This window comes from Neobacillus sp. YIM B06451, assembly GCF_032667185.1.
Taxonomy (GTDB): domain Bacteria; phylum Bacillota; class Bacilli; order Bacillales; family Cytobacillaceae; genus Bacillus_D.
In genome coordinates, this window is the sequence record NZ_JAVFKJ010000016.1 from 59,648 (window position 1) to 81,019 (window position 21,372).

General features: G+C 44.0%; 19 protein-coding genes and 4 tRNA genes. 2 read left to right on the forward strand and 21 right to left on the reverse strand.

Going from position 1 to position 21,372, the window contains the following annotated elements; translation table 11 throughout:
* Positions 1-328: 328 nt before the first annotated feature.
* Together RB160_RS20335 and RB160_RS20340 are read left to right on the forward strand one after the other, a co-directional pair.
* Positions 329-1,111 carry a metal-dependent hydrolase gene (locus RB160_RS20335; protein WP_316572277.1) on the forward strand — a complete coding sequence of 261 codons (783 nt, stop codon included), beginning with the start codon at positions 329-331 and terminating at the stop codon, positions 1,109-1,111.
* 351 nt (positions 1,112-1,462) lie between these two features.
* Complete coding sequence (locus tag RB160_RS20340) at positions 1,463-2,425, forward strand: aromatic acid exporter family protein (RefSeq protein ID WP_316572278.1); 963 nt, start codon at positions 1,463-1,465, stop codon at positions 2,423-2,425.
* Between the two features lie 202 nt (positions 2,426-2,627).
* On the opposite strand, the gene rlmH is transcribed toward RB160_RS20340, so the two are convergent.
* The 21 genes from rlmH to rpsF all read right to left on the reverse strand — a co-directional run bounded on the left by rlmH (position 2,628) and on the right by rpsF (position 21,319).
* The gene (rlmH, locus tag RB160_RS20345; RefSeq protein WP_316572279.1) at positions 2,628-3,107 is read right to left on the reverse strand and encodes a 23S rRNA (pseudouridine(1915)-N(3))-methyltransferase RlmH; all 480 of its coding nucleotides are present in this window, start codon (positions 3,105-3,107) and stop codon (positions 2,628-2,630) included.
* A gap of 101 nt (positions 3,108-3,208) precedes the next feature.
* Complete coding sequence (locus RB160_RS20350) at positions 3,209-3,367, reverse strand: CxxH/CxxC protein (RefSeq protein ID WP_316572280.1); 159 nt, start codon at positions 3,365-3,367, stop codon at positions 3,209-3,211.
* Between the two features lie 172 nt (positions 3,368-3,539).
* Positions 3,540-4,784 carry a S1C family serine protease gene (locus RB160_RS20355; RefSeq protein ID WP_316572281.1) on the reverse strand — a complete coding sequence of 415 codons (1,245 nt, stop codon included), beginning with the start codon at positions 4,782-4,784 and terminating at the stop codon, positions 3,540-3,542.
* A 490-nt stretch (positions 4,785-5,274) separates the two neighbouring features.
* A complete protein-coding gene (locus tag RB160_RS20360) occupies positions 5,275-6,069 on the reverse strand; it encodes an MBL fold metallo-hydrolase (RefSeq protein ID WP_316572283.1) in 795 nt (264 codons plus the stop codon).
* Positions 6,070-6,074: 5 nt separating this feature from the next.
* Positions 6,075-6,875: a two-component system regulatory protein YycI gene (locus tag RB160_RS20365; protein WP_316572284.1), complete on the reverse strand. Its 801-nt coding sequence runs from the start codon at positions 6,873-6,875 to the stop codon at positions 6,075-6,077.
* Entirely contained in the window at positions 6,862-8,178 is a 1,317-nt protein-coding gene (locus tag RB160_RS20370) for a YycH family regulatory protein (RefSeq protein ID WP_316572285.1), read from the reverse strand. Before RB160_RS20370 ends, RB160_RS20365 begins: the two co-directional genes overlap by 14 nt.
* On the reverse strand, positions 8,175-9,998 hold the full coding sequence (gene walK, locus RB160_RS20375; protein WP_316572286.1) for a cell wall metabolism sensor histidine kinase WalK: 1,824 nt from the start codon (positions 9,996-9,998) through the stop codon (positions 8,175-8,177). The genes RB160_RS20370 and walK overlap by 4 nt, the downstream gene beginning before the upstream one ends.
* A 5-nt stretch (positions 9,999-10,003) precedes the next feature.
* Positions 10,004-10,714: a response regulator YycF gene (gene yycF, locus RB160_RS20380; protein WP_316572287.1), complete on the reverse strand. Its 711-nt coding sequence runs from the start codon at positions 10,712-10,714 to the stop codon at positions 10,004-10,006.
* Between the two features lie 310 nt (positions 10,715-11,024).
* Positions 11,025-12,485, reverse strand: a complete 1,461-nt coding sequence (locus RB160_RS20385; RefSeq protein WP_316572288.1) for a peptidoglycan DD-metalloendopeptidase family protein — start codon at positions 12,483-12,485, stop codon at positions 11,025-11,027.
* Positions 12,486-12,911: 426 nt separating this feature from the next.
* Positions 12,912-12,984: transfer RNA gene (locus RB160_RS20390), tRNA-Phe, on the reverse strand.
* A gap of 173 nt (positions 12,985-13,157) precedes the next feature.
* Positions 13,158-13,234, reverse strand: a tRNA-Asp gene (locus RB160_RS20395).
* Positions 13,235-13,240: 6 nt separating this feature from the next.
* A tRNA-Glu gene (locus RB160_RS20400) sits at positions 13,241-13,312 on the reverse strand.
* Positions 13,313-13,330: 18 nt separating this feature from the next.
* Positions 13,331-13,406 (reverse strand) — tRNA-Lys (locus tag RB160_RS20405).
* Positions 13,407-13,850: 444 nt separating this feature from the next.
* Positions 13,851-15,146 (reverse strand): adenylosuccinate synthase, encoded by a 1,296-nt coding sequence (locus tag RB160_RS20410; protein ID WP_316572289.1) that lies wholly within the window; start codon positions 15,144-15,146, stop codon positions 13,851-13,853.
* Positions 15,147-15,311: 165 nt separating this feature from the next.
* On the reverse strand, positions 15,312-15,866 hold the full coding sequence (locus tag RB160_RS20415; RefSeq protein ID WP_316572290.1) for a GNAT family N-acetyltransferase: 555 nt from the start codon (positions 15,864-15,866) through the stop codon (positions 15,312-15,314).
* Between the two features lie 58 nt (positions 15,867-15,924).
* Entirely contained in the window at positions 15,925-17,289 is a 1,365-nt protein-coding gene (gene dnaB, locus RB160_RS20420; RefSeq protein WP_316572291.1) for a replicative DNA helicase, read from the reverse strand.
* 130 nt (positions 17,290-17,419) lie between these two features.
* Entirely contained in the window at positions 17,420-17,869 is a 450-nt protein-coding gene (gene rplI / locus RB160_RS20425; RefSeq protein ID WP_316572292.1) for a 50S ribosomal protein L9, read from the reverse strand.
* Positions 17,866-19,839, reverse strand: a complete 1,974-nt coding sequence (locus RB160_RS20430) for a DHH family phosphoesterase (RefSeq protein WP_316572293.1) — start codon at positions 19,837-19,839, stop codon at positions 17,866-17,868. The genes rplI and RB160_RS20430 overlap by 4 nt, the downstream gene beginning before the upstream one ends.
* A gap of 319 nt (positions 19,840-20,158) precedes the next feature.
* Positions 20,159-20,398, reverse strand: a complete 240-nt coding sequence (rpsR, locus tag RB160_RS20435; protein ID WP_053368607.1) for a 30S ribosomal protein S18 — start codon at positions 20,396-20,398, stop codon at positions 20,159-20,161.
* Between the two features lie 48 nt (positions 20,399-20,446).
* The gene (gene ssb / locus RB160_RS20440; RefSeq protein WP_316572294.1) at positions 20,447-20,959 is read right to left on the reverse strand and encodes a single-stranded DNA-binding protein; all 513 of its coding nucleotides are present in this window, start codon (positions 20,957-20,959) and stop codon (positions 20,447-20,449) included.
* Positions 20,960-21,031: 72 nt separating this feature from the next.
* The gene (gene rpsF / locus RB160_RS20445; RefSeq protein WP_066205283.1) at positions 21,032-21,319 is read right to left on the reverse strand and encodes a 30S ribosomal protein S6; all 288 of its coding nucleotides are present in this window, start codon (positions 21,317-21,319) and stop codon (positions 21,032-21,034) included.
* Between the last annotated feature and the right edge of the window lie 53 nt (positions 21,320-21,372).

Genomic DNA, 21,372 nt, shown 5'->3' on the forward strand with positions numbered 1-21,372 from the left:
TATTATATCACCAAAATATTTCCCTTCTTTTTAGATCTTGTAAAGTTCGGTGTGCGTGTATTCCTCCACCCTTAGAAAACTTCCTAATTAGCTGAAAAAACCTCTATCTAAAAAGGTACGCCAAATGAAATAAGCGTCAGAACATTGAATTGTTCTTTGACGCTTTTTGCTCTTAATACCTCAGCTTAAAACAACTGATATTTGTCCGATCTTCCCATGATATTCATTAAGCCAATAATGTATTTTGGAAATTCGTACTTATTAATTAGAAAGTCAGGAATAGAATGATAGTGGTTGTACTTTACGAATATTAGGGGGAGAGAATGTAATGAAAATATTACGGCTTGGCCATGCAATGTATATGTTTACAAGTAAAGAGGGGAAAAATTACCTCGTAGATCCATTTATTGATTTAAATCCAGGATTTCCACGACATCTTGATAATAAAGATTTTTATAATGCCATTGATTGTGTATTTTTGACACACGGACATTTTGATCATACGAGTGGGCTTTCTAAGATAGTGGAAAACAAACCCGATATTATGGTTGTTGCCCAATATGATTTGGCCATGATACTTCTGCAAAAGGGCATTAAAAATGTACTTCCTATTAATCTAGGTGGTTCAGTGTCCTTCGAAGGTCTTAACGTCACAATGGTTCAAGCAAAACATACATCCTCATATGGAGAGATAGAAGGAACCCCAATCTATGCGGGCGAGGCAGCTGGTTATATTTTTGACTTTGACAATGATTATACCGTTTACCATTCTGGGGATACGGCTCTTATGTACGATATGAAGTTGATTCAAGATGTGTATAATCCAGTAATCGCAATATTATCTTCATCAGGCCATTTTACAATGGGGCCAAAAGAAGCAGCCTATGCAGTAAAGCACCTATTGAACGTTCAATACGTTATTCCCAGCCATACATTTCCATCTAAAAAAAGTGCCCCATCACCGGAGACCCTTGATCAATTATTGAACGCCTTTCCCGTAGTGGAAAATATGATAGATAGAGATAAGGACCTAAAAGAGTTGTTAAACGATTATCAACAAACCGAAGTGGTAACGATGGGATATGGAGAAGAAAGGGAATTTAAGAAATAACCATATTATATAAAAAGTTTACCAATATCGTTGTCCTTTATTTGAATGGGCCTTCATGGCCTCTATTACAACCAGGTAAATAATGAACAGAGATGAGTTCTTTATCATCTCTGTTTTTATTATTCCTTTTGGCAACCTCTCACTAATGAGGTGGTCTCTAATTGTTCTTAATTAAAACACTGCATCTATTTGTGATACGGTTCCCCGTACCTCAATTAAGTGCGGTTTTTTCATGGACCTAATTCATTAAAATAAGACCAAGGAACCTGCGCTATCACGGCCCTATGATTTTCTGTTACAATTAATAACTACTAGTTATAATGAAATAAAGAAAACAATAGGATGGTACATATGGTTGGAATGGGATATCGGACAATTAAGACTGCAATAGGGGCAGGGTTAGCAATTTGGATTGCGAGCTTGCTCGACTTGGAATTCGCGTCATTTGCGGCCATTATCGTCATTATGTGTATTGAAAAGACAAAGAAAAAGACATTGCATTCCATTCAGAAAAAGTTTTTCGCTTCTCTTTTATCTTTAATTCTTGGTTCCATATGTTTTGAACTATTAGGATATAATCCAATTGTCTTAACGCTATTTATTTTATTTTTTGTCCCAATCCTTGTAAAAACGCGTATTCAAGAAGGATTGGTCACAAGTATAGTGATTTGTTTACATATTTACACAGTAGAGGAAGCCACCCTGGAAAACTTATTGAATGAACTTTATATTATTTTCATTGGTATAGGAATTGCCTTGCTCGTAAACAGCATTATGCCCAGCTTTAAGAAGGAAATTGAAAAATATAAAACAAAAGTTGAAAATAAATTTAGCGTTATTCTATACGAATTCTCAGCTTTTTTAAAAGATAATAAGCGAAACTGGGACGAAAAAGAATTAATCGAAGTAGAAAATATTCTTAATCAGGCTAAAAGCATAACTATCCAAGATGTAGAGAATCATCTGTTAAGAAAAGAAAATAAAGATTATTATTATTTTGAAATGCGCGAAGATCAACTGGAAATTCTAAAACAGATGGCAGCCATTGTAAGCATTGTTTCTTCATCAGAGTTAGATATCAAACAAAAGGGAATGCTTGCTAATATCTTCCTAAATATCAGTCAACATGTAGATTCAGGAGATACCACTATCGCATTAAAGCAATTAGAGGAGTACGAAGAGTCTATACGTGAAACAGAATTACCGAAGACAAGGGAAGAATTTGAAATTAGAGCAAATCTATATTATTTAAATTTCGCGATTAAGAACTATTTAAATATTAAGAAGAATATTTTTAATAGGAACAAACTTTAACTCCTTTGGCTGATAATCTTGGCAATGGTTACGGGGACAGGCTTCTCGGTTTATTTAGCCAAGGGACCTGTCCTCGTGATTTCCCCCTGAATCAACCATTTTAGAGAAATGACGTTAATGATATATTAGCGAAACAAGAGATTCTTAATGAATTGTCAGCAGCGCTATTACTAATGCAAATAGTGCTTTTTTTAATCCTCATTTACTTATGATACGGTTCATTCCTATTTATCCGAAAAGCCCTATAAATCTGCTCAACCAAAATTAACCGCATGAGCTGATGCGGAAAGGTCATCCGCGAAAAGGAAAGCTTGTCATTAGCCCGGCTTAGGACCTCGCTGCTTAAGCCGAGCGAACCACCGATAATAAAAGCGATTTTGCTTTTACCATGGAGGGCGAGCCTGTCCAGATTGGCGGCAAGCTCCTCGGACGATTGCATTTTCCCCTCGATGGCGAGGGCTATGACATGGGCATCTGCGCTGACCTTCGCCAGAATCCGCTCTCCCTCTTTTTTCTTCACCTGTTCCATCTCGGCTTCGCTCATTTCCTCAGGCGCCTTTTCATCAGGGACTTCTATGATTTCTATTTTTGCATAGGAGGAAAGCCGCTTCGTATATTCTTCGATTCCCTGCTTCAAATATTTCTCTTTCAATTTACCAACCGTTAAAACAGAGATATTCACAATTCACAACCCTTTACAAAATGGTTACAAACAGTTTACAAACACGTTATCCACAGAAGTTATCCACATGTCCACATTTTCTATCCACATCTTGTAGCAGATCATTCGTTCGCCACAACATATATTGCGGTATTTTGACAAAATTCACAGCTTGTTGATAAGTTATCCACATCGACTTTTTCCAAAATCGGAAACGTTTCGTGCTCATCGACAACCATATCAAGCGCAAGCTCAACATGTTCTTCGCAACAATAAATCAAGTTTGTCCACCTCCATCTTTACTCTACAAACCACTTCGATGGCAGCTAGTTTTAGTTTCCACAGCCGGTAGCCAGTTATTCACATCATACCATACCGCTCAAACTCAGGCTCTTTCAACTTTTCCACAACAAAAAACGGGATGGCCCATTAACAGGCCCTCCCGTTCTCGTTTTAAATATCCCCTTCACCAAGCTGAATGGTCGTTTCCATTTGCTTGCCCGCGCGGTAAAACTTGATTGTCATCTTTTCGCCGATCTTCTTTTTATTGTACAGGTGTCTGCGGAGATCGATGGCGTCCTTTATTTTTTCCCCATCCATCGATACGATGACGTCAAGTTCCTTCAGCCCCGCTTTATCGGCTGGCGAGTTCGGCACGACATGCCTAAGTGCTACACCATAATTCACATCTCCTGGTAACATCAATTCCCCGTGTTGAAACGAAGTCGGCAGATCGGATACGGACCTGAGATCGACCCCCATATACGGGCGGCGCACTTCACCGTATTTTTCAAGGTCCGCAATCACCGGCTTTGCATAATTGATAGGAATGGACAGGCCAATTCCTTCAACGGCACTTTGGGCAATCTTCATCGAATTGATGCCAATCACTTGGCCGGCAATATTGATAAGGGCTCCTCCGCTGTTGCCCGGGTTGATGGCTGCATCCGTCTGGATAACATCTGCCTGCCAGTCGGCAATCCCGTCCTGGTTAATATCGACCGGAATGGCTCGTTCAAGGCCGGAAATAATCCCTTTCGTAACCGATCCCGAAAAGGTCAGCCCAAGCGGGTTTCCGATTGCGATGACCGGCTCGCCTGGCTTCAGGCTCTCAGAGTCACCGAATTCGGCAATCGTTTTAATCTTATCTGAACTGACTTCAAGGACGGCGAGATCCGTCCATACATCACTGCCCTTTAGTTTGGCAGGTATTTTATTGCCATCCGCAAGGGTTACTTCGAGCTCTTTCGCACCATCCACTACATGGTGATTCGTCACGATGTATGCTTTGTTTCCCGTTGCTTTATAGATAACTCCCGATCCGGTTCCCGCGGATTCCTCCTGTTCCTCACTGAACCAGAAGCCTCTAGATGTTCTGATATTGCTGATCCCGACAACGGCATCGGCAGCCTTTTCGACTGCTTTCGTTACATCAGTTTCCACATCGACAGCAACCTGTTTCTGCACCTCTGTCGAAGTGGTTCCGCCGATGCCCGCCGCCGTTTCCTGTGCCGGCTCGTTTGTAGGTGCCACTTTATAAGGGAGCACCCCCGCATCCGAAAGAAAAGGAACAGAAAGAATAACGAGGAACGCTCCTATTATTGCCCCGATAATGCTGGTAAAAAAATAGCCCTTTCCGCTCTTTTTCGGCTCCGGCGCTTTATACCGGGTCTGGTAGTCCTGGTCATAATATCCCATGCAATACATCCTCCTTCAAAACTGCCGTACACAATGCCGCTTATAAAATAATTATACTCCCTCCATCCATTAATCTTAAGGAAAATGCTATAGATGAAGATAATTTTGTAATGTTGATTGCAGCGGAGGATACGAGACTCGTTCGAAAATGCCGTCGCATTTTCTCCTGCGGTGCTTTTTCAAGAAGATGATTCAACGTCCTGGCGGGAATAGCTGGCCAGGGGAGACCCCACAGGCGTGCTTTCCGCCGAGGAGGCTCCATTATCCTCCTGCGCCAAAGATTATTCAAGGATGATTACCTTCAGCTCGTCGCAAAGCTACACGAAGCTTATCATAGATGTTTCTCTCGAAGTTATTTCAGGTAGCAGCTTTGACTGCCCGCGGAAAGCGAAGTGTCCGGAGCGTAAATCAATATTAAAGTATATTTAAAGTAAATAAAGAAAAGAGCAAACATACATCCAAGGACGTACATTTACTCTTTTTATCGATCCTACACAGCGGTCAACACTGTCGGGATACGCGGGTCTGTATCATATAAATCAAACTGCTCGCCAATCCGGATTCCTCTTGTTTCAAGGGTCTGGGCTACGGCCATCCTCGCTAGGTCCTTCATATTGTTGTCCAGGCTTAGATGGGCCAGGTAAATCCTTTTTGTATTATCCCCGGCAACCTCGCTCATCGCGATTGCCGCATCCTCATTGGAGACGTGCCCGACATCGCTTAAAATCCGGCGCTTGACGTTCCAGGGGTATCTTCCCATCCTCAGCATCTGGACGTCATGGTTGCTTTCAAACACATATGCATCAGCATTTGCGATGGTTCCCTTCATCCGGTCACTCACATAGCCCGTGTCGGTAATCAGAACGAGCTTCTTCCCACCTGAATGGAATACATAAAACATCGGCTCGGCGGCATCATGCGAAACGCCAAACGACTCAATATCGAGCGAACCGAAGCTTTTGACCGTTTCCATCCCGAAAACAAACTTCTGCTCCGTTGGAATTTCCCCGATGCAATGGTCCATTGCCTTCCATGTCTTTTCATTCGCATAGATTGGAAGCTTGTACTTGCGCGCCGCGACGCCCAATCCTTTTATATGGTCGCTGTGCTCATGGGTGACCAGAATACCGGACAAATCGCGCATATCCCGGCCAATTTTCTGAAACAGCCCTTCCATCTGCTTGCCGCTCAGGCCCGCATCCACCAAGAACGAATGCTCGCCTGATTCCACATAGATGGCGTTTCCCGTACTCCCGCTAGCAAGCACACTAAATTGCAATGTCATTGTGTTCACTCCGTTATTTCGTTTTCCTCGCTCCCAAACGGGATGACCTGGCCCTCAAAGGCATTGACATACAGACTCTTGCCGTTATCAATGACAAAGCGCCATGTCGGGGCGAATACTTGTGAAGAGGCAAGCGGCACAATCGTGGAATAGCCAAGTTCCACTTTTGTTATCTTGCTTTTTGGCTCGATTAGCCCTTTTTGGACGAGGATTCCCAGCGCCTTGAGCGGCTGGATGACCTCTTCCTTTACATCCAGCTTCTTAATGTCTTCAAAATACGTCTGTTCGTACGAAACGATTTGATTCTTATCATTTAACTCAAAAACAATCTTGCCGTTTCCATTCGCATTTTGGTACAAAAATTTATTCTGGTACTGCTGGAAATACGTGATAGTTTTTTCCCTATCGTCCTTTTCCCAATACTGATATTCCCTGCCAAACAAAATATTTTCATTGATAAACCCTGAAAGCGACACGGGTTCGGCATTTTCATCCAGTTGATAAGGCTCGGTCAATTTTGAAACGAGGACGCTCTTTTCCCTTATACTAAACGCCTGGTTCTTCAGTTTTTCTGTATCCTCTTTTGTAAATTCTTTAATTTTTGCGCGGACATACTGATCCTTTATCGCTGCCTTAGGCATTGCTTCATAGGTGATATCAGCCGCCTTGAGCTGGTCCTCGACGGAAGTCTCCTTCATCATCTCAAGCTGGTTGGCGCTATGCTTTGCCATTAACTGATACAGGAGGTAGACGTCCAGGATGAGAAAGGTAATGATGAAGATCGTTTTGATCCTACTCCAATCCATGCCGCATCACCCCCAACTCTTCCGTGCTGATTTGCACCCATTTCTTATTGTAGAGGTAGAACCAGGCGGGCTCAAGGGTGATAAGCCTGTTGGATGCGGAATCCCTGTCCATCCTGTAGCCTAGGATCAAATCTTCAAGAAGCTCCGGCTTGAACCCTTTTTGGCTTTGCAAAAACTCCAAGGCTTCCCTACCGGATGGACGGACAACTTTTGTCGTTTCAAGCGGAAGTTCCATGGCAAACGTTGGCCTTGTTAACCTTGTAATTGCATTTTTCCCCCAGAACTGATTAATTTCCGAAAGGCCTTCCTCATTGAATATTGGGTAACCATCCATGCTGTAAAGACGGAACGTTACCCTTTGCGAAGCTTCATGAAGGTAGACAAACCTGTAGGGGTCAGTCCAGCCGTAATGTTCATTGATAAAATCAATGCCTCGCTTTAACAGGTTTGTAGATCCGGACAAATACCCGTTATCTTCCGCGGGATTAATGAAAACAAGCAGATGCTTGTTCGTGTAAATATTCATTTTACTCGTATCGTTCGCGTATTCTTCACCTGTACTGACAATGCTTTTTTGAACAAGGCTTGGGTTTTTGAAAAGGGCTTCCTTAAATTCCTCTGAGTCCAGATTTTTTGGCCAATACTTATATGCGCGCATTTCCGTTTCTTCTTCCGGCAGAAAAATTGTCCGCTTTTCAGTGGCTTCAAATGCAAAATAAGCCGGGTTTTGGCTGGCCCGTTCATAAAAGCTGCGATTGAACTGGTCCATAAGCGACGCGGAGATATAGCTAATATATATCTCCCGGTTCCTCGAATTCGCAAAATAAACAACGCCTCTGTCTTTTTGGAGGCTTTTCATATCAATAACAATCCGGTCAAACTGAAAGGAAGGCAGCTTTTTTTCCTCGAAGTTCAGGATGTTCCTGAAAACCTCGACTGGCACCTCATGAGGATACACAATCTCAACCTTGTCGTTCCCATGTACCGCCTGTTTAAAAGTCCCAGCCTGTTCGGTGTGATTCTTCACATCAAAAAACACCCAACCTGACATTTCCTTCATCAGTTTGTCAATTTCATTGATGCGTGAAGTTCCGTAATGCTTTCCTTCTGTATGATAAAGGATTCTATCAGGCTTGATGATTTTAGACTCTTCTTTTCTCTCGCCCATTTTTACTTCTTCAACATATTTCCCGCTAACAAGCAGGTCAAGGTTCGGCTGGTAGGTCCATAAAGACCAGGTCAGCCCAATACTCAAAAGCACCAGTAGCGCCAGCAAAATCGATTTTACAGTTTCATATTTCATGACCAGTCAACCTCTTCAGTCGGCTCGTAAGGCAAAGTGAAAATGATTTGAGTTCCTTTTCCTTCCTCACTTGTTGCCCAAATAGTACCGCCATGGGCATTTACCATTTCACGGGCTATGGCAAGCCCGAGGCCCGTACCGCCCAACTTCCGGGTCCTGGCCTTATCAACACGGTAAAAACGGTCAAAGATCTTTCCGAGATTTTCTTTCGGAACTCCGATGCCCTCATCCTTTATGCTAACCGTAATCTTCCCTTCTTCCTCAAGAACGGTAAAAATGACTTCCCCGCCCTCAGGCGAGTATTTCAGGGCATTTGAAATGATATTATCTAGTACCTGGGTCAATTTATCCTCATCGATCTCAACAAAGAGCGGCTTGCGAGGCAGGATCCGGGTAAACCGGACATTTTCACGCTTTGCCATCTCGAACCGGTCGATGATTCTGCTGAAGAACTCGGTAAAATCAACCCATTCTTTCGAAAGCCTGTAATCTCTGCTGTCCATTTTTGACAATTGGAGCAAGTCGTTTACAAGCCTAATCATTCGTTCGGTTTCTGTCTGAGCCACATTCAGGAACTGCGGGCCAACCTCCGGGTCACCCATTACACCATCGGCCAGGGCTTCGAGATAGCTCCTCATCGTCGTCAGTGGCGTCCTCAGTTCGTGAGACACATTCGCGACGAACTCCCGGCGTTCCGCATCAATTTTTTCCTGCTCGGTTATATCATGGAGGACCGTAATCAGGCCGTTAACGAATCCGGTTTCTTTCTGGATGACGGACAAGTTCGCCCTCAAAATATATGGGGTATGCTTAGTACTGTAATCAAGAATGATTGAATCCTTAATTTCCAGCAATTCTTCAAATGTATACGCCTCATCCAAATCAAGCACCGACACAATCGGCCGGGAAAGGACTGTTTCACGTGAAACGCCAAGCATTTTAGCCGCAGGATCATTGATAACGATTACCCTTCCCCTCCGGTCCGTCGCAATTACCCCATCGGTCATATAGGAAAGGACGGAAGAAAGTTTTCTCCGTTCCCCTTCTGTCGTCGCCTGGGCTTCCTGCAATTTTTTCGTCAGGTTATTGAATGTCATCGCAAGTGTACCGATTTCGTCATAACCGTACACCTTGACCTTCCTTGAAAAATTGCCTTTGGCCATGGCCAACGCCTGTTTCTTCATATCCGTAATCGGCCGGGTGATCGTCTGGGCCAGCAGAATTCCAAGAGCAGCCGTAATCGCCAGCGCAATCGCGGTGCCTGTTGCCAAAATCCCATTGATTGTTTTCATTTGTTCAAAAACACTTTCAATGTTGGCAATAACCTGGATAACTCCGATGATTTTCCGGTCTGATTTTATAGGAGTGGCCAGTACCCATATCCGACGGCCATTTCCGTCAACGAGAATTTCGCTTTGTTCATCTTCAATGACAATCGACCGCTTGATCCTCATCTCCGTAGTCCTTTGTCCGACTACATCCTGATCATTTTGCTTGGACGTCCCGAGAATTTTGAGCGAATCTGCTTCAATCAGCCTGACTTCAATAACATCGCCGACGGCAAATTCCTTTAAAATTCTCCTTATCTCCTCTTTGCTGTCCGTTTCCCCTGTTCCCCGTTCTCTTTGCATTTGTTCAACGAGGTTATAGCCAAGCATCGTTACCTGCCTTTTCAATGAAGTCTGAAAGTTTGCGGTAAGTGTTTCTTCAAGCTGCCTGACGAAATAAACCCCGATGATCTGCATGGCCACGAGGATTAGAAGTACATATATAAGCACAAATTTAAGATGGACTGAATTAAAAAAGCCGACTTTTTTCATTAAACTTACTCCTGGTCAGGGTTGCGCAAATAATAGCCGACTCCTCTTCTTGTCACAATCCATGCTGGGTGGCTTGGGCTGTCTTCGATTTTCTCGCGCAGCCGCCTCACCGTTACGTCCACGGTACGGACATCTCCATAGTAATCATATCCCCAAACAGTTTGCAGGAGATGTTCCCGTGTCATGACTTGTCCAATATGTTTGGCAAGATAGTGAAGGAGTTCAAATTCACGATGTGTCAATTCAATTATTTCGCCCCGTTTTGATACAACATAGGCATCCGGGTGGATGGTGAGCGATCCGATTTCTATTTCATTCGAAGTATCTTCCCCATTGGCCTGACTGGATGGAAGCTGGTGCCTCCTCAGGTTCGCTTTTACCCTAGCAATCAATTCCCTTGTACTGAAAGGCTTCGTGACATAGTCATCGGCTCCAAGTTCAAGGCCAAGAACCTTATCAATCTCGGAATCCTTGGCAGTCAGCATAATAATGGGCATTTCGTGTTTTTTTCTAACTTCCCTGCACACTTCCATACCATCGCGGAGGGGCAGCATGATATCCAGAAGTATCAGGTCCGGCTGAACCTCTTCAACCATGGAGACAGCTTCGTTTCCGTCGTATGCACAATAAACAGTGTAGCCCTCTTTTTTTAAATTGAACTGCAGTATATCGGCAATTGGCTTTTCATCGTCTACGACCAAAATTTTCTTCTCCATCCCAAAACTCCTTCCTCTTCACTTCGGTTTCTATTACATTTATCCACTCTTAACGGGCAGCAAGAACCCCCTAACAAGATTCAGAGAATCCAAAAGGATAGGCGGGGAACCAACTGCCCGTAAAGGTTCAGATTAATGAACTCAAGCTTTCGCTGTGTGTTTAAGCAGCTCAGTTGAACCAATCGTGTTCTCTTTTATACTATTTAACTTTACCATTTTACTCGCCATAAATCATCTATTAGCAACAATTGCCTAATCGTAAAAAAGCCTCCGGATGCATGCCGGAGACTTGTATTCTTATTCTTGCATTCTATCTTCTAATATATTTCAGCGGATTTTGGAGGCTGCCATTTTTATATACTTCAAAATGGAGGTGGAGGCCAGTCGAATCCCCCGTTGAACCCATAAGGCCTATTTTTGATCCTTTTGCCACTGTCTGTCCAACACGAACATCGATGGATGATAGATGTGCATAGACGGTTCGGAACCCATTGTTATGGTCAATAACTATTTTCTTTCCATAACCCCCGTCCCATCCGGCGGAAATTACCGTTCCATTGTCAGCGGCTTTGATTGTATGGCTTGATGGCCTGGCGATGTCGATCCCCTTATGCATTTTTCCCCAGCGGTGGCCAATCTGGCTTGATACATATCCTCCTGAAGCGGGCCAAACGAACGAACCTTCGCCACGGGATGGAACGACTTTTGTTCCCTTGACAATAATATGGTTAGTTGGCTTTTGCGTAATTTTCTCACTTACAACCGACTTATTAATGACCTGGCCGCCTTGTTCGGAAATTGTATAAGTGACTTCCCTGGCCCCATTTCGGCCTTCCTGTTTCACCTTTTTATCACCTTTGAACATTGATTCGCTATTGATTACTTCCGTTTTAAACGAAAGGGTTTCTTTTTTAAAAACTTCCTTGTCGACTATTACATCGAGATAAGGCTTGGGAACGGTAATGTTCAATTCCTGGCCAATTTTAATAAGGGAATCTTCTTTCAAGCCAGGGTTCAGAGCAAGCAGCTGTGCTGTTGTAAGATTGGCGCCCACGGCGATCGACCCAAGTACATCCCCTTCTTTTACAGTGTATTTCTTTTCTTCCAGCGTACCTTTTTGCAGGAACTTCAGCGCTTTTTCCGGGGTAAGGATTTTCTTTGGCGAAATTGTTGTCATTTTGACTTCCGCTTCACTAGAAAAACGGACATCAAGGATGCGTGTTTCATTTTCCTTTAACGGAGGTAAAACAGTATCAGGCTGGCTTTTCCTAGCCTCAACCTCCTCCAGCTGTTCCTTGGTCACATATTTATACTTTAGCAGTTTAATGACCCGTTCAGCAGCCTCCTGGCTGTCCAGGTAAACGACCGGCTGTCCATCAATCACAATTGCAGCGGATTCCACTTCAAGTGTCATTTCCTGTGCAAGCTTTTGGACGGCTTCACGGTTGTTGGCAGTTGACCGGAAAACCTGTTCTGGAATGTAGGTGATTTCAGAACCAAGTTTGAAGTTCTTATTCATCTTCTGCATATCCAGTACTTGCTTTTCAACCATGGCTTCGACAACGTTTTTATCAGTCACGGTGCCTATGTATGTATGATTAAGATAAACATAGTATACAGTGGTAAGCTTTGGTTCGGCCTCCGCCTTTTCCCCGGCTGCCAGGAATAATGCCATGGCCGCCAAAGCGGTAAGCATATATTTTTTTATGTGATTAATTGTCATATTCGGTTTTTTCGTTGGCAAGGAACATTCCTTTGAAAATACTTCCATTGTTATCCTCCCTGGGCGACAGAAACAAAACTTCTTTTGTTTTTATATTGGCAACCAATTTCCTATTGGGAAATATAAAATATTTTTACACAATTTATACTTTACCATAAATTAATTTAAATAGATTATAAGTACTAATAATGTAACAAAAATGTATAATAGTTGACATTTACAGGTAAAAAATGGCGGTAACTTCGCTTTAAAATGGAGGTTTTCTAGAAAAAAACAGAGGAAATACAGGTCTAAAAGCCTATAAATAGTGGGTTTTTAGTGGTTTCGACAATTTACATAGTAATAATGACTTAGGAAAGAAGAGTTAGGTTAATTTTTGGTAAAATAAGGGTTTTTTATTACAGTAATATTACAAAGGTGGTTATTTTATTGGGAAATATAAAAAGGAAAGCAGGTTTCTGCTTTCCTAATTGATGGCTCAGGACGGAATCGAACCGCCGACACAAGGATTTTCAGTCCTTTGCTCTACCGACTGAGCTACTGAGCCATATAAAGTTATAATTCCTAAATTTAGTTTTAAGTCCTTTGTCCCCGCCTCAGGAAGGTCCGCAAGCAGCATCTCGGCGTGTACAACTCGAGGCCTATTCTTGGAGCTTTGCTCGTTGCTCTACCGACTGAGCTACTGAGCCATCTTATTATATGTATAACACTTTATAAAAGTGGCGGTCCGGACGGGACTCGAACCCGCGACCTCCTGCGTGACAGGCAGGCATTCTAACCAACTGAACTACCGGACCAGTATATGACCCCTACGGGATTCGAACCCGTGTTACCGCCGTGAAAGGGCGGTGTCTTAACCGCTTGACCAAGGGGCCATTTATCAAAAAAATAAATGGTGAGCCATGAAGGACTCGAACCTTCGACCCTCTGATTAAAAGTCAGATGCTCTACCGACTGAGCTAATGGCTCGTATTAAAAAACTATTACTCTCGTCTATCCGGCATGATTGCCATTTGCAGTGGCGACGTTTTTTATAATAGCATACGCACTGAATATGAAGCAAGTAATTTTAGAAAAAATTTAATTTAAACCTGTTTCTGCAGCCCAATGTTTACTCTTTTTNGACTGAGCTAATGGCTCGTATTAAAAAACTATTACTCTCGTCTATCCGGCATGATTGCCATTTGCAGTGGCGACGTTTTTTATAATAGCATACGCACTGAATATGAAGCAAGTAATTTTAGAAAAAATTTAATTTAAACCTGTTTCTGCAGCCCAATGTTTACTCTTTTTCCCTATACATCATTTTTAAAACATTAAAATGACGTTTCAAATACCGTGAATAGGTAGGACTCGAAATAAGAAAAAGAGTGGAACCCCCTCCCGAAAGGAGAAGGGTCCCGGTATGCATTCTTACATACTTGTCCTCCAAGGACTCCTGACAACATTTGTCTGTGAACGATCGGGGCCGACTGAAAAAATCGACAATGGGATACCTGTAAGCTGGGAAAGCCGTTCAAGGTAATGGCGCGCATTCTCAGGCAGTTCGCCGAGCGTCTTGCAGCCAGTGATGTCCTCCGTCCAGCCCGGGAACTCTTCATAGACTGGTTCGCACTCCGCAAGCACCTTCAGGCTTGCAGGAAACTCTTCAATGATTTCTCCCTTGTAACGGTAGGCCGCGCAGATTTTTACCGTCTCCAGGCCCGTCAGGACATCAATTGAGTTAAGTGACAAATCCGTAATACCGCTGACTCTACGCGCATGGCGGACAACAACGCTGTCGAACCAACCAACCCTGCGAGGGCGTCCGGTTGTAGTGCCGTACTCGCGGCCAACTTCCCTGATTCGGTCGCCAATCTCATTTTTGAGTTCTGTTGGGAATGGGCCATCGCCGACACGAGTCGTATAGGCTTTGGAAACGCCAACGATATTCGTAATTTTTGTAGGGCCGACACCAGATCCAATTGTCACCCCGCCGGCAACCGGGTTGGATGACGTAACAAATGGATAAGTCCCTTGGTCAATGTCGAGCATGACTCCCTGTGCGCCTTCAAACAGAACGCGGCGCCCTTCATCAAGCGCATCATTCAGTACAACCGATGTATCGCAGACGTATTTCTTGATCTGCTGGCCATATTCATAATACTCATCAAGGATTTCTTCAGCCGTAAACCCTTCTGTTTCATATATTTTTTCAAAAAGACGGTTTTTCTCATCTAGGTTTCGGTTAAGTTTTTCTTTAAACTCTTCCTTATCCAGTAGATCGGCGATCCTGATGCCTACCCTTGCCGCCTTATCCATATAAGCAGGGCCAATTCCCTTTTTCGTTGTTCCAATCTTATTGGCGCCCTTCCGCTCTTCCTCAACTTCATCGAGCTTTATATGGTATGGAAGGATCACGTGCGCGCGATTGCTGATGCGAAGGTTGTCTGTAGAGACCCCTTCTCCATGCAAGTACTTCAATTCCTTGATAAGCGCCTTCGGATCAACGACCATGCCGTTTCCGATCACGCAGATTTTATCGTCATAGAATATTCCTGAAGGGATTAGGTGCAATTTATAGGTAACGCCGTTAAATTTAATTGTATGGCCGGCGTTATTTCCTCCCTGGTAACGGGCTACAACTTCTGCATTTTCAGAAAGGAAGTCGGTAATCTTCCCTTTTCCTTCATCGCCCCATTGTGTACCAACTACAACAACTGATGACATACAAGCACCTCCGAAATTGGTTTCTTTTTATATTAAGCAACAAACCATACCAATCTTACCAAGGTAACGGATAATAAGTCAAGAAAATCCGAACATTAACTCCATTATAACTCTGTCATGTTCGTAATATACTAGTAATTTACTAGTTTCACCTCATTTCCAACGTTAATTTTCATTCAGATAATACACCAGGTTATCCGTCCACTTGCCGAATTCAAATATGAACCCTTTCCTTACACATTCAAACTCCATGCCAACACTTTGTGCCAGACGCTCTGAGGCTATATTATCAACATTGATATGGGCTTCTATCCGATGGTAGCCTAATTTTGTAAATGCAATTACCAATGCTTCCCTTACCGCTTCTTTTCCATACCCCCTGCCCCAGAACTGGTTGTGGATTGTGTAACCGATCCTACCCCATTGGAAACCCTCTCTTGCCAAAGTAGAGAAATCGATCGTTCCCACATGCCGGCCATTCTCTTTTAAAAAAACATCAAAAATATAGGATGAATCTTGTAATGCCAATTCCTTATATTTATTAACAAGATTTACAAACCACTCTTCAGTGCACTCTTCCATATCAATAAGCCCATCATCATATTTGTGCTGGGAAGGCAGCCTGTCGGAAAACCCTTTTAACCAGGCCTCGTAATCTGAAGGTGTAATAGGCCTGATTATAAGCCTGGTTGTTTCGGAAGCGATTGAATATGTATCCATATGTCATCTCCTTAAATTAAAAATTGCCGGCCCTGTTACAGGCCGGCATAGATGTTAGCTACGCACCTGGAGGAATCGCCGAATCATCAAATCGGGTCTCCAGGTTAACGAATTTATTGTATTCTTTTACGAATGCCAGCTGGACTGTGCCTGTCGGGCCGTTCCTTTGCTTGGCAATGATGATTTCTATGATGTTCTTATTCTCTGATTCTTTATCATAGTAATCGTCCCGGTACAGAAACGCGACGATATCGGCGTCCTGCTCGATACTCCCCGATTCACGGATATCGGACATCATCGGGCGCTTATCCTGCCGCTGCTCTACGCCACGTGACAGCTGGGAAAGTGCAATGACCGGTACCTCAAGCTCCCTCGCAAGCTGTTTAAGGGAACGGGAGATTTCCGATACTTCCTGCTGGCGGTTCTCTCCGCTCCTGCCGCTTCCCAGGATTAACTGAAGGTAATCGATCATAATCATTCCAAGGCCATGCTCCTGCTTCAGGCGCCTGCATTTTGAACGGATATCTCCAACCCGCACCCCAGGGGTATCATCTATGAAAATTCCAGCCCGAGACAGGCTGCCCATGGCCATTGTCAGTTTGCCCCAGTCTTCATCAGTCAGGGAACCGGTCCTTAACCGCTGCGCATCGATATTTCCCTCCGCGCAGAGCATCCTCATTACAAGCTGCTCAGCACCCATCTCAAGGCTGAAGATGGCGACATTTTCACCGGTTTTAACAGCAACGTTCTGGGCTATGTTCAACGCAAAAGCCGTTTTACCTACCGAAGGGCGCGCTCCAACAATAATCAAATCGTTTCGCTGGAAACCAGCCGTCATCCTGTCCAATTCTCGGAATCCGGTCGCAATCCCGGTAATGTCCCCTTTCCGGTTATGCATCATTTCAATATTGTCATATGTCCTTACAAGGACATCTTTAATGTTATGGAACGCACCTGCATTTTTGCGCTGGGCAACCTCCATGATGCTTTTTTCCGCTTCGGATAAAAGGAGTTCCACTTCATCTTCACGAGAATATCCATCCTGGGCAATCGTCGTTGCTGTCCGAATCAAGCGGCGCAGCAATGATTTTTCTTCAACGATTTTCGCATAATATTCAATATTGGCAGCCGTAGGCACGGAACCGGCCAGCTCGCTCATATAGCTGACCCCGCCAATATCTTCAAGGAGCTTTGCCGCGGCAAGTTCTTCTGTGACAGTGACTAAATCGACGGCTTTCCCCTCATCATTCAATTTAAGCATCGTATTGAAGATTTTTTGGTGGGCAGCCCTGTAGAAATCCTCTGGAATCAATATTTCGGTTGCCAGTGTCAAAGAAGCCGGTTCCAGAAAAATCGCTCCAAGCACTGCCTGTTCCGCTTCTATATTTTGGGGCGGCATGCGATCCGCAAATACATCATTCATCAAAAAATCCCCCCGTCCTCGAGGTAATACTGCTTAAAACCGCGAAAAAAAGTGACCAGCCGGGCCGATCACATTTTTTAAGCTACTCTATTATCTTATCATGTTCTCTGTCGAAATCTACCACTAAAAATTAGTTTCCTTCTTTTACATACACCTTGAGCGTCGCTGTGACTTCATGATGAAGCTTGACTGGCACCATTGTCTGGCCCAGGCTGCGAATGGCATCCTCTAGCTCCATTTTCCTTTTATCAATTTTAATTCCATGTTTCTTTTGCAATTCTTCCGAAATTTGCTTCGTTGTAATCGATCCGAACAGGCGGCCGCCTTCTCCGGATTTCGCGGTTAGTTCAACCGTGATTTTTTCAAGCTTTTCCTTTAGCTCTTTCGCTTCCGAAAGCTCCTGTGCCGCCATTTTCTCTTCTTTCTTCTTCTGGGCATTCAAATTGCTCATATTTGCCTGGTTCGCTTCGGCAGCAAGACCTTGTTTGATAAGGAAGTTATGCGCATAGCCATCGGCGACATTTTTCACTTCGCCTTTTTTCCCTTTTCCTTTAACATCTTTTAGAAAAATTACCTTCATTCCGCTTTTCCTCCTTCAAAATAATCATTGATGGCTCGACGCAGCATTTGCTCAGCCTCATCAACTTCCATATCTGTTAGCTGTGTGGCCGCATTGGTCAAATGTCCCCCGCCCCCGAGGCTTTCCATAATGATTTGTACATTGACTTCGCCAAGTGAGCGGGCGCTGATGCCAATTTGCCCATCGTCCCTTTTTGACATCGCGAATGAAGCCTGGATGCCATCCATCGCAAGCAGTGTGTCCGCGGCCTGCGCCAGCATCACCTGATCATAAACCTTGCCCGCATCCGCTTTTGCAATCGCAATGCCTTCTCTGTAAAAATAGACTGATTCAATCAACCTTGCTCTTTTTATATAAGTTTCAACATCTTCCTTTAAAAACCTCTGGACAAGAATTGTATCGGCGCCCAGTGACCTTAAATACGATGCCGCGTCAAACGTCCTCGCTCCTGTCCTAAGTGTGAAGCTCTTCGTATCCACGGTAATTCCCGCCAGCAGGGCAGTTGCTTCTATCATACTGAACCTGGCCCTTTTTGGCTGGTATTCAAGAAGTTCGGTGATGAGCTCGGCAGTCGACGACGCATATGGCTCCATATACACAAGCAGAGGATTGCTGATAAAGTCTTCCCCTCGCCTGTGGTGGTCAATAACGACAACATCGCTTATGGAGTCGAGAACCCTTTCATCAATGACAAGCGAAGGCTTATGTGTATCGACAATTACAAGCAGAGTATCATCAGTAGCCAAATCAAGCGCCTGCTCCGGCGTAATAAAGCGCTCGAATAAATCGGGGTGCTGCTTTATTTCCTCCATCAGCCTCTGGATTCCTGTATCAATTTCTTCGTAATTCATTACGATATAACCATCACGCTCGTTCATTTGGGCAACCTTGCTAATTCCTATTGCCGATCCGACAGAGTCCATATCAGGGAATTTATGCCCCATTACGATGACTTTGTCGCTCTCGGCAATCAACTCTTTTAAAGCGTGGGAAATAACCCTCGCCCTGACCCTCGTCCGCTTCTCTATCGGATTTGTTTTGCCTCCGTAAAACTTTACTTTTCCATTTGATTGTTTGATTGCTACTTGGTCTCCTCCGCGGCCAAGTGCGAGATCTAGGCTCGATTGGGCAAGTGTCCCCAGTTCTGGCAATGACGAGACTCCCGCTCCTATACCTATACTGAGTGTCAGGGCCACATTTTGTTTCATGGTCATTTCCCTGACAACATCCAAAATCGCAAAATTACCCTTTTCCAACGATTGAAGTATGCTTTCGTTGAAAACGCCTATAAAACGTTCAGATGTAATCCGCTTCAAGTAAATGCCATTGTCGTTCGCCCACTTATTCAGGATGGATGTAACAAGGTTATTGATGCTGCTCCGTGCCTGATCATCAAGCCCCTGGGTGAGTTCTTCATAATTATCAAGAAAAATAATGGCAATGACTGTCCGCTCGTCCCTATACATCTTTTCAATTTCAGTTTGCTCGGTTACATCAAAAAAGTAGAGGAGCTTTTCATCTACTTTATGAATGACCCGGAATTTCCGGTCATGGAGCGTAATCAGTTCTGTTTCCACATCCTGCTTAATCAAAGGAACTAGCGACTCAGCAACATCATAAAGGGACCTCCCCGCCAATGTCTCCTCATCAAAACAGGAAGCCAGAAAAGGGTTGGTCCACTGGATGCAAAGATCATCGTTAATAAGCATGATTCCGATAGGCATTTCCATGAGCGCCTCTTCCCCAACCTTCTTAACCCGGTAGGAAAGAGTGGAGATGTACTCCTCCATTTCCTTCCGCTGGCGCCTATCGATTTGAAGCAAATAATAAAGAGCGGCTCCCGCCAGGACGTAGCCTGCTATGCTTATAACCATATGATAACGAGCAAGGATGCCCAATAGCACCAAAGTTAAGCATAGTAATCCGTAAAAAGGATAACGTATTGACCGCTTTTCCAAAAATGACGGCATTCTTTCAGCTCCCTGACAGAAATGTTCCAACGTTTCACCGTCGGCAAAGTAGAAAACTTTTTATTTCAAAAGAATCCACATACCGAATCCTAATTTCATTATACCCAATATCTTATTCATGAAAAGAAAAACAACTGCTTTCACAAAATGTTCTAAATACAGAACAAACGATATGAGTTTTTATTCTTTTGCTGTTTGGTTTTTTAAAAATAAACAAGGCTGTAGGCCGTTATTATTTCACAGCCTTCTTGTAAAAAAGCACGTGAAAATGTTAAAAAGCAGCAAGGGAAAGTTCCCTGCTGCTTTTCAAATCAGGCGATTATTCGCCTGCAACGTATGGAAGCAATGCCATTAAACGAGCGCGTTTAATTGCGATTGTCAATTTGCGTTGGTATTTTGCGTTTGTGCCAGTCACACGGCGAGGCAAAATCTTGCCACGTTCAGAAATGAACTTTTTCAACAGATCCACATCTTTGTAATCGATGTGTGTGATTCCGTTTGCAGTGAAGTAGCACACTTTACGGCGCTTAGCGCGGCCGCCTTTACGTCCCATTGCCATCGGTATGTCCCTCCTTCTTTAAAAATTTATAGTAAGTTCGTTATCGTCCTAGAATGGCAAGTCATCGTCGGATATATCAATCTGTCCGCTGCCAGCGAACGGATCATCATCCATCCGAGTATAGCCCTGCTGCTTTGCAGGCGCAGGCCGTTGATTCTGATTGCTGTTCCCAAAAGGATTACCCTGTTCCCTTGGAGCACTGCCATAGTAATCGTTATTGTTGTCGTTTCTATTGCCGGAATTCCTTGGTTCAAGGAATTGAACGCTTTCTGCTACGACTTCTGTTACATAGACACGCTTTCCGTCCTGTCCTTCATAATTGCGGGTTTGAATGCGGCCATCAACGCCCGCCAAGCTCCCTTTTTTAAGGTAATTGGCGACGTTTTCTGCCGGTTTTCTCCATACCACACAGTTAATGAAGTCCGCCTCTCTCTCACCCTGCTGGTTTGAGAATGTACGGTTAACCGCAAGAGTAAATGTAGCCATCGGAACACCGCTTGGCGTATATCGTAGTTCAGGGTCTTTCGTTAAACGGCCAACCAGTACGACACGATTCATCATCAGAATCAACTCCCCTTTTCCTAGCCATGTTCCACGTGGAACATCTTTCCCGGAACAATTTATCTGTAAGGATTATTCTTCTTCTTTAATTACGATGTGGCGAATGATATCTTCGCTGATCTTCGCAAGGCGGGAGAACTCTTCTACCGCTGCAGGCTCAGCATTCACCTTTAGGATTTGGTAGTATCCGTCGCGGAAATCATTGATTTCGTAAGCGAGACGGCGTTTACCCCAGTCCTTGGCTTCAGCCACTTCCGCACCATTGTCAGCCAGAATCGTGTTGAAACGCTCAACAAGCGCTTTCTTGGCCTCATCTTCAATGTTTGGGCGGATGATGTACATAACTTCGTACTTTCTCATCACAGTCACCTCCTTTTGGTCTAAGCGGCCCAAAATGGGCAAGGAGCAATTTA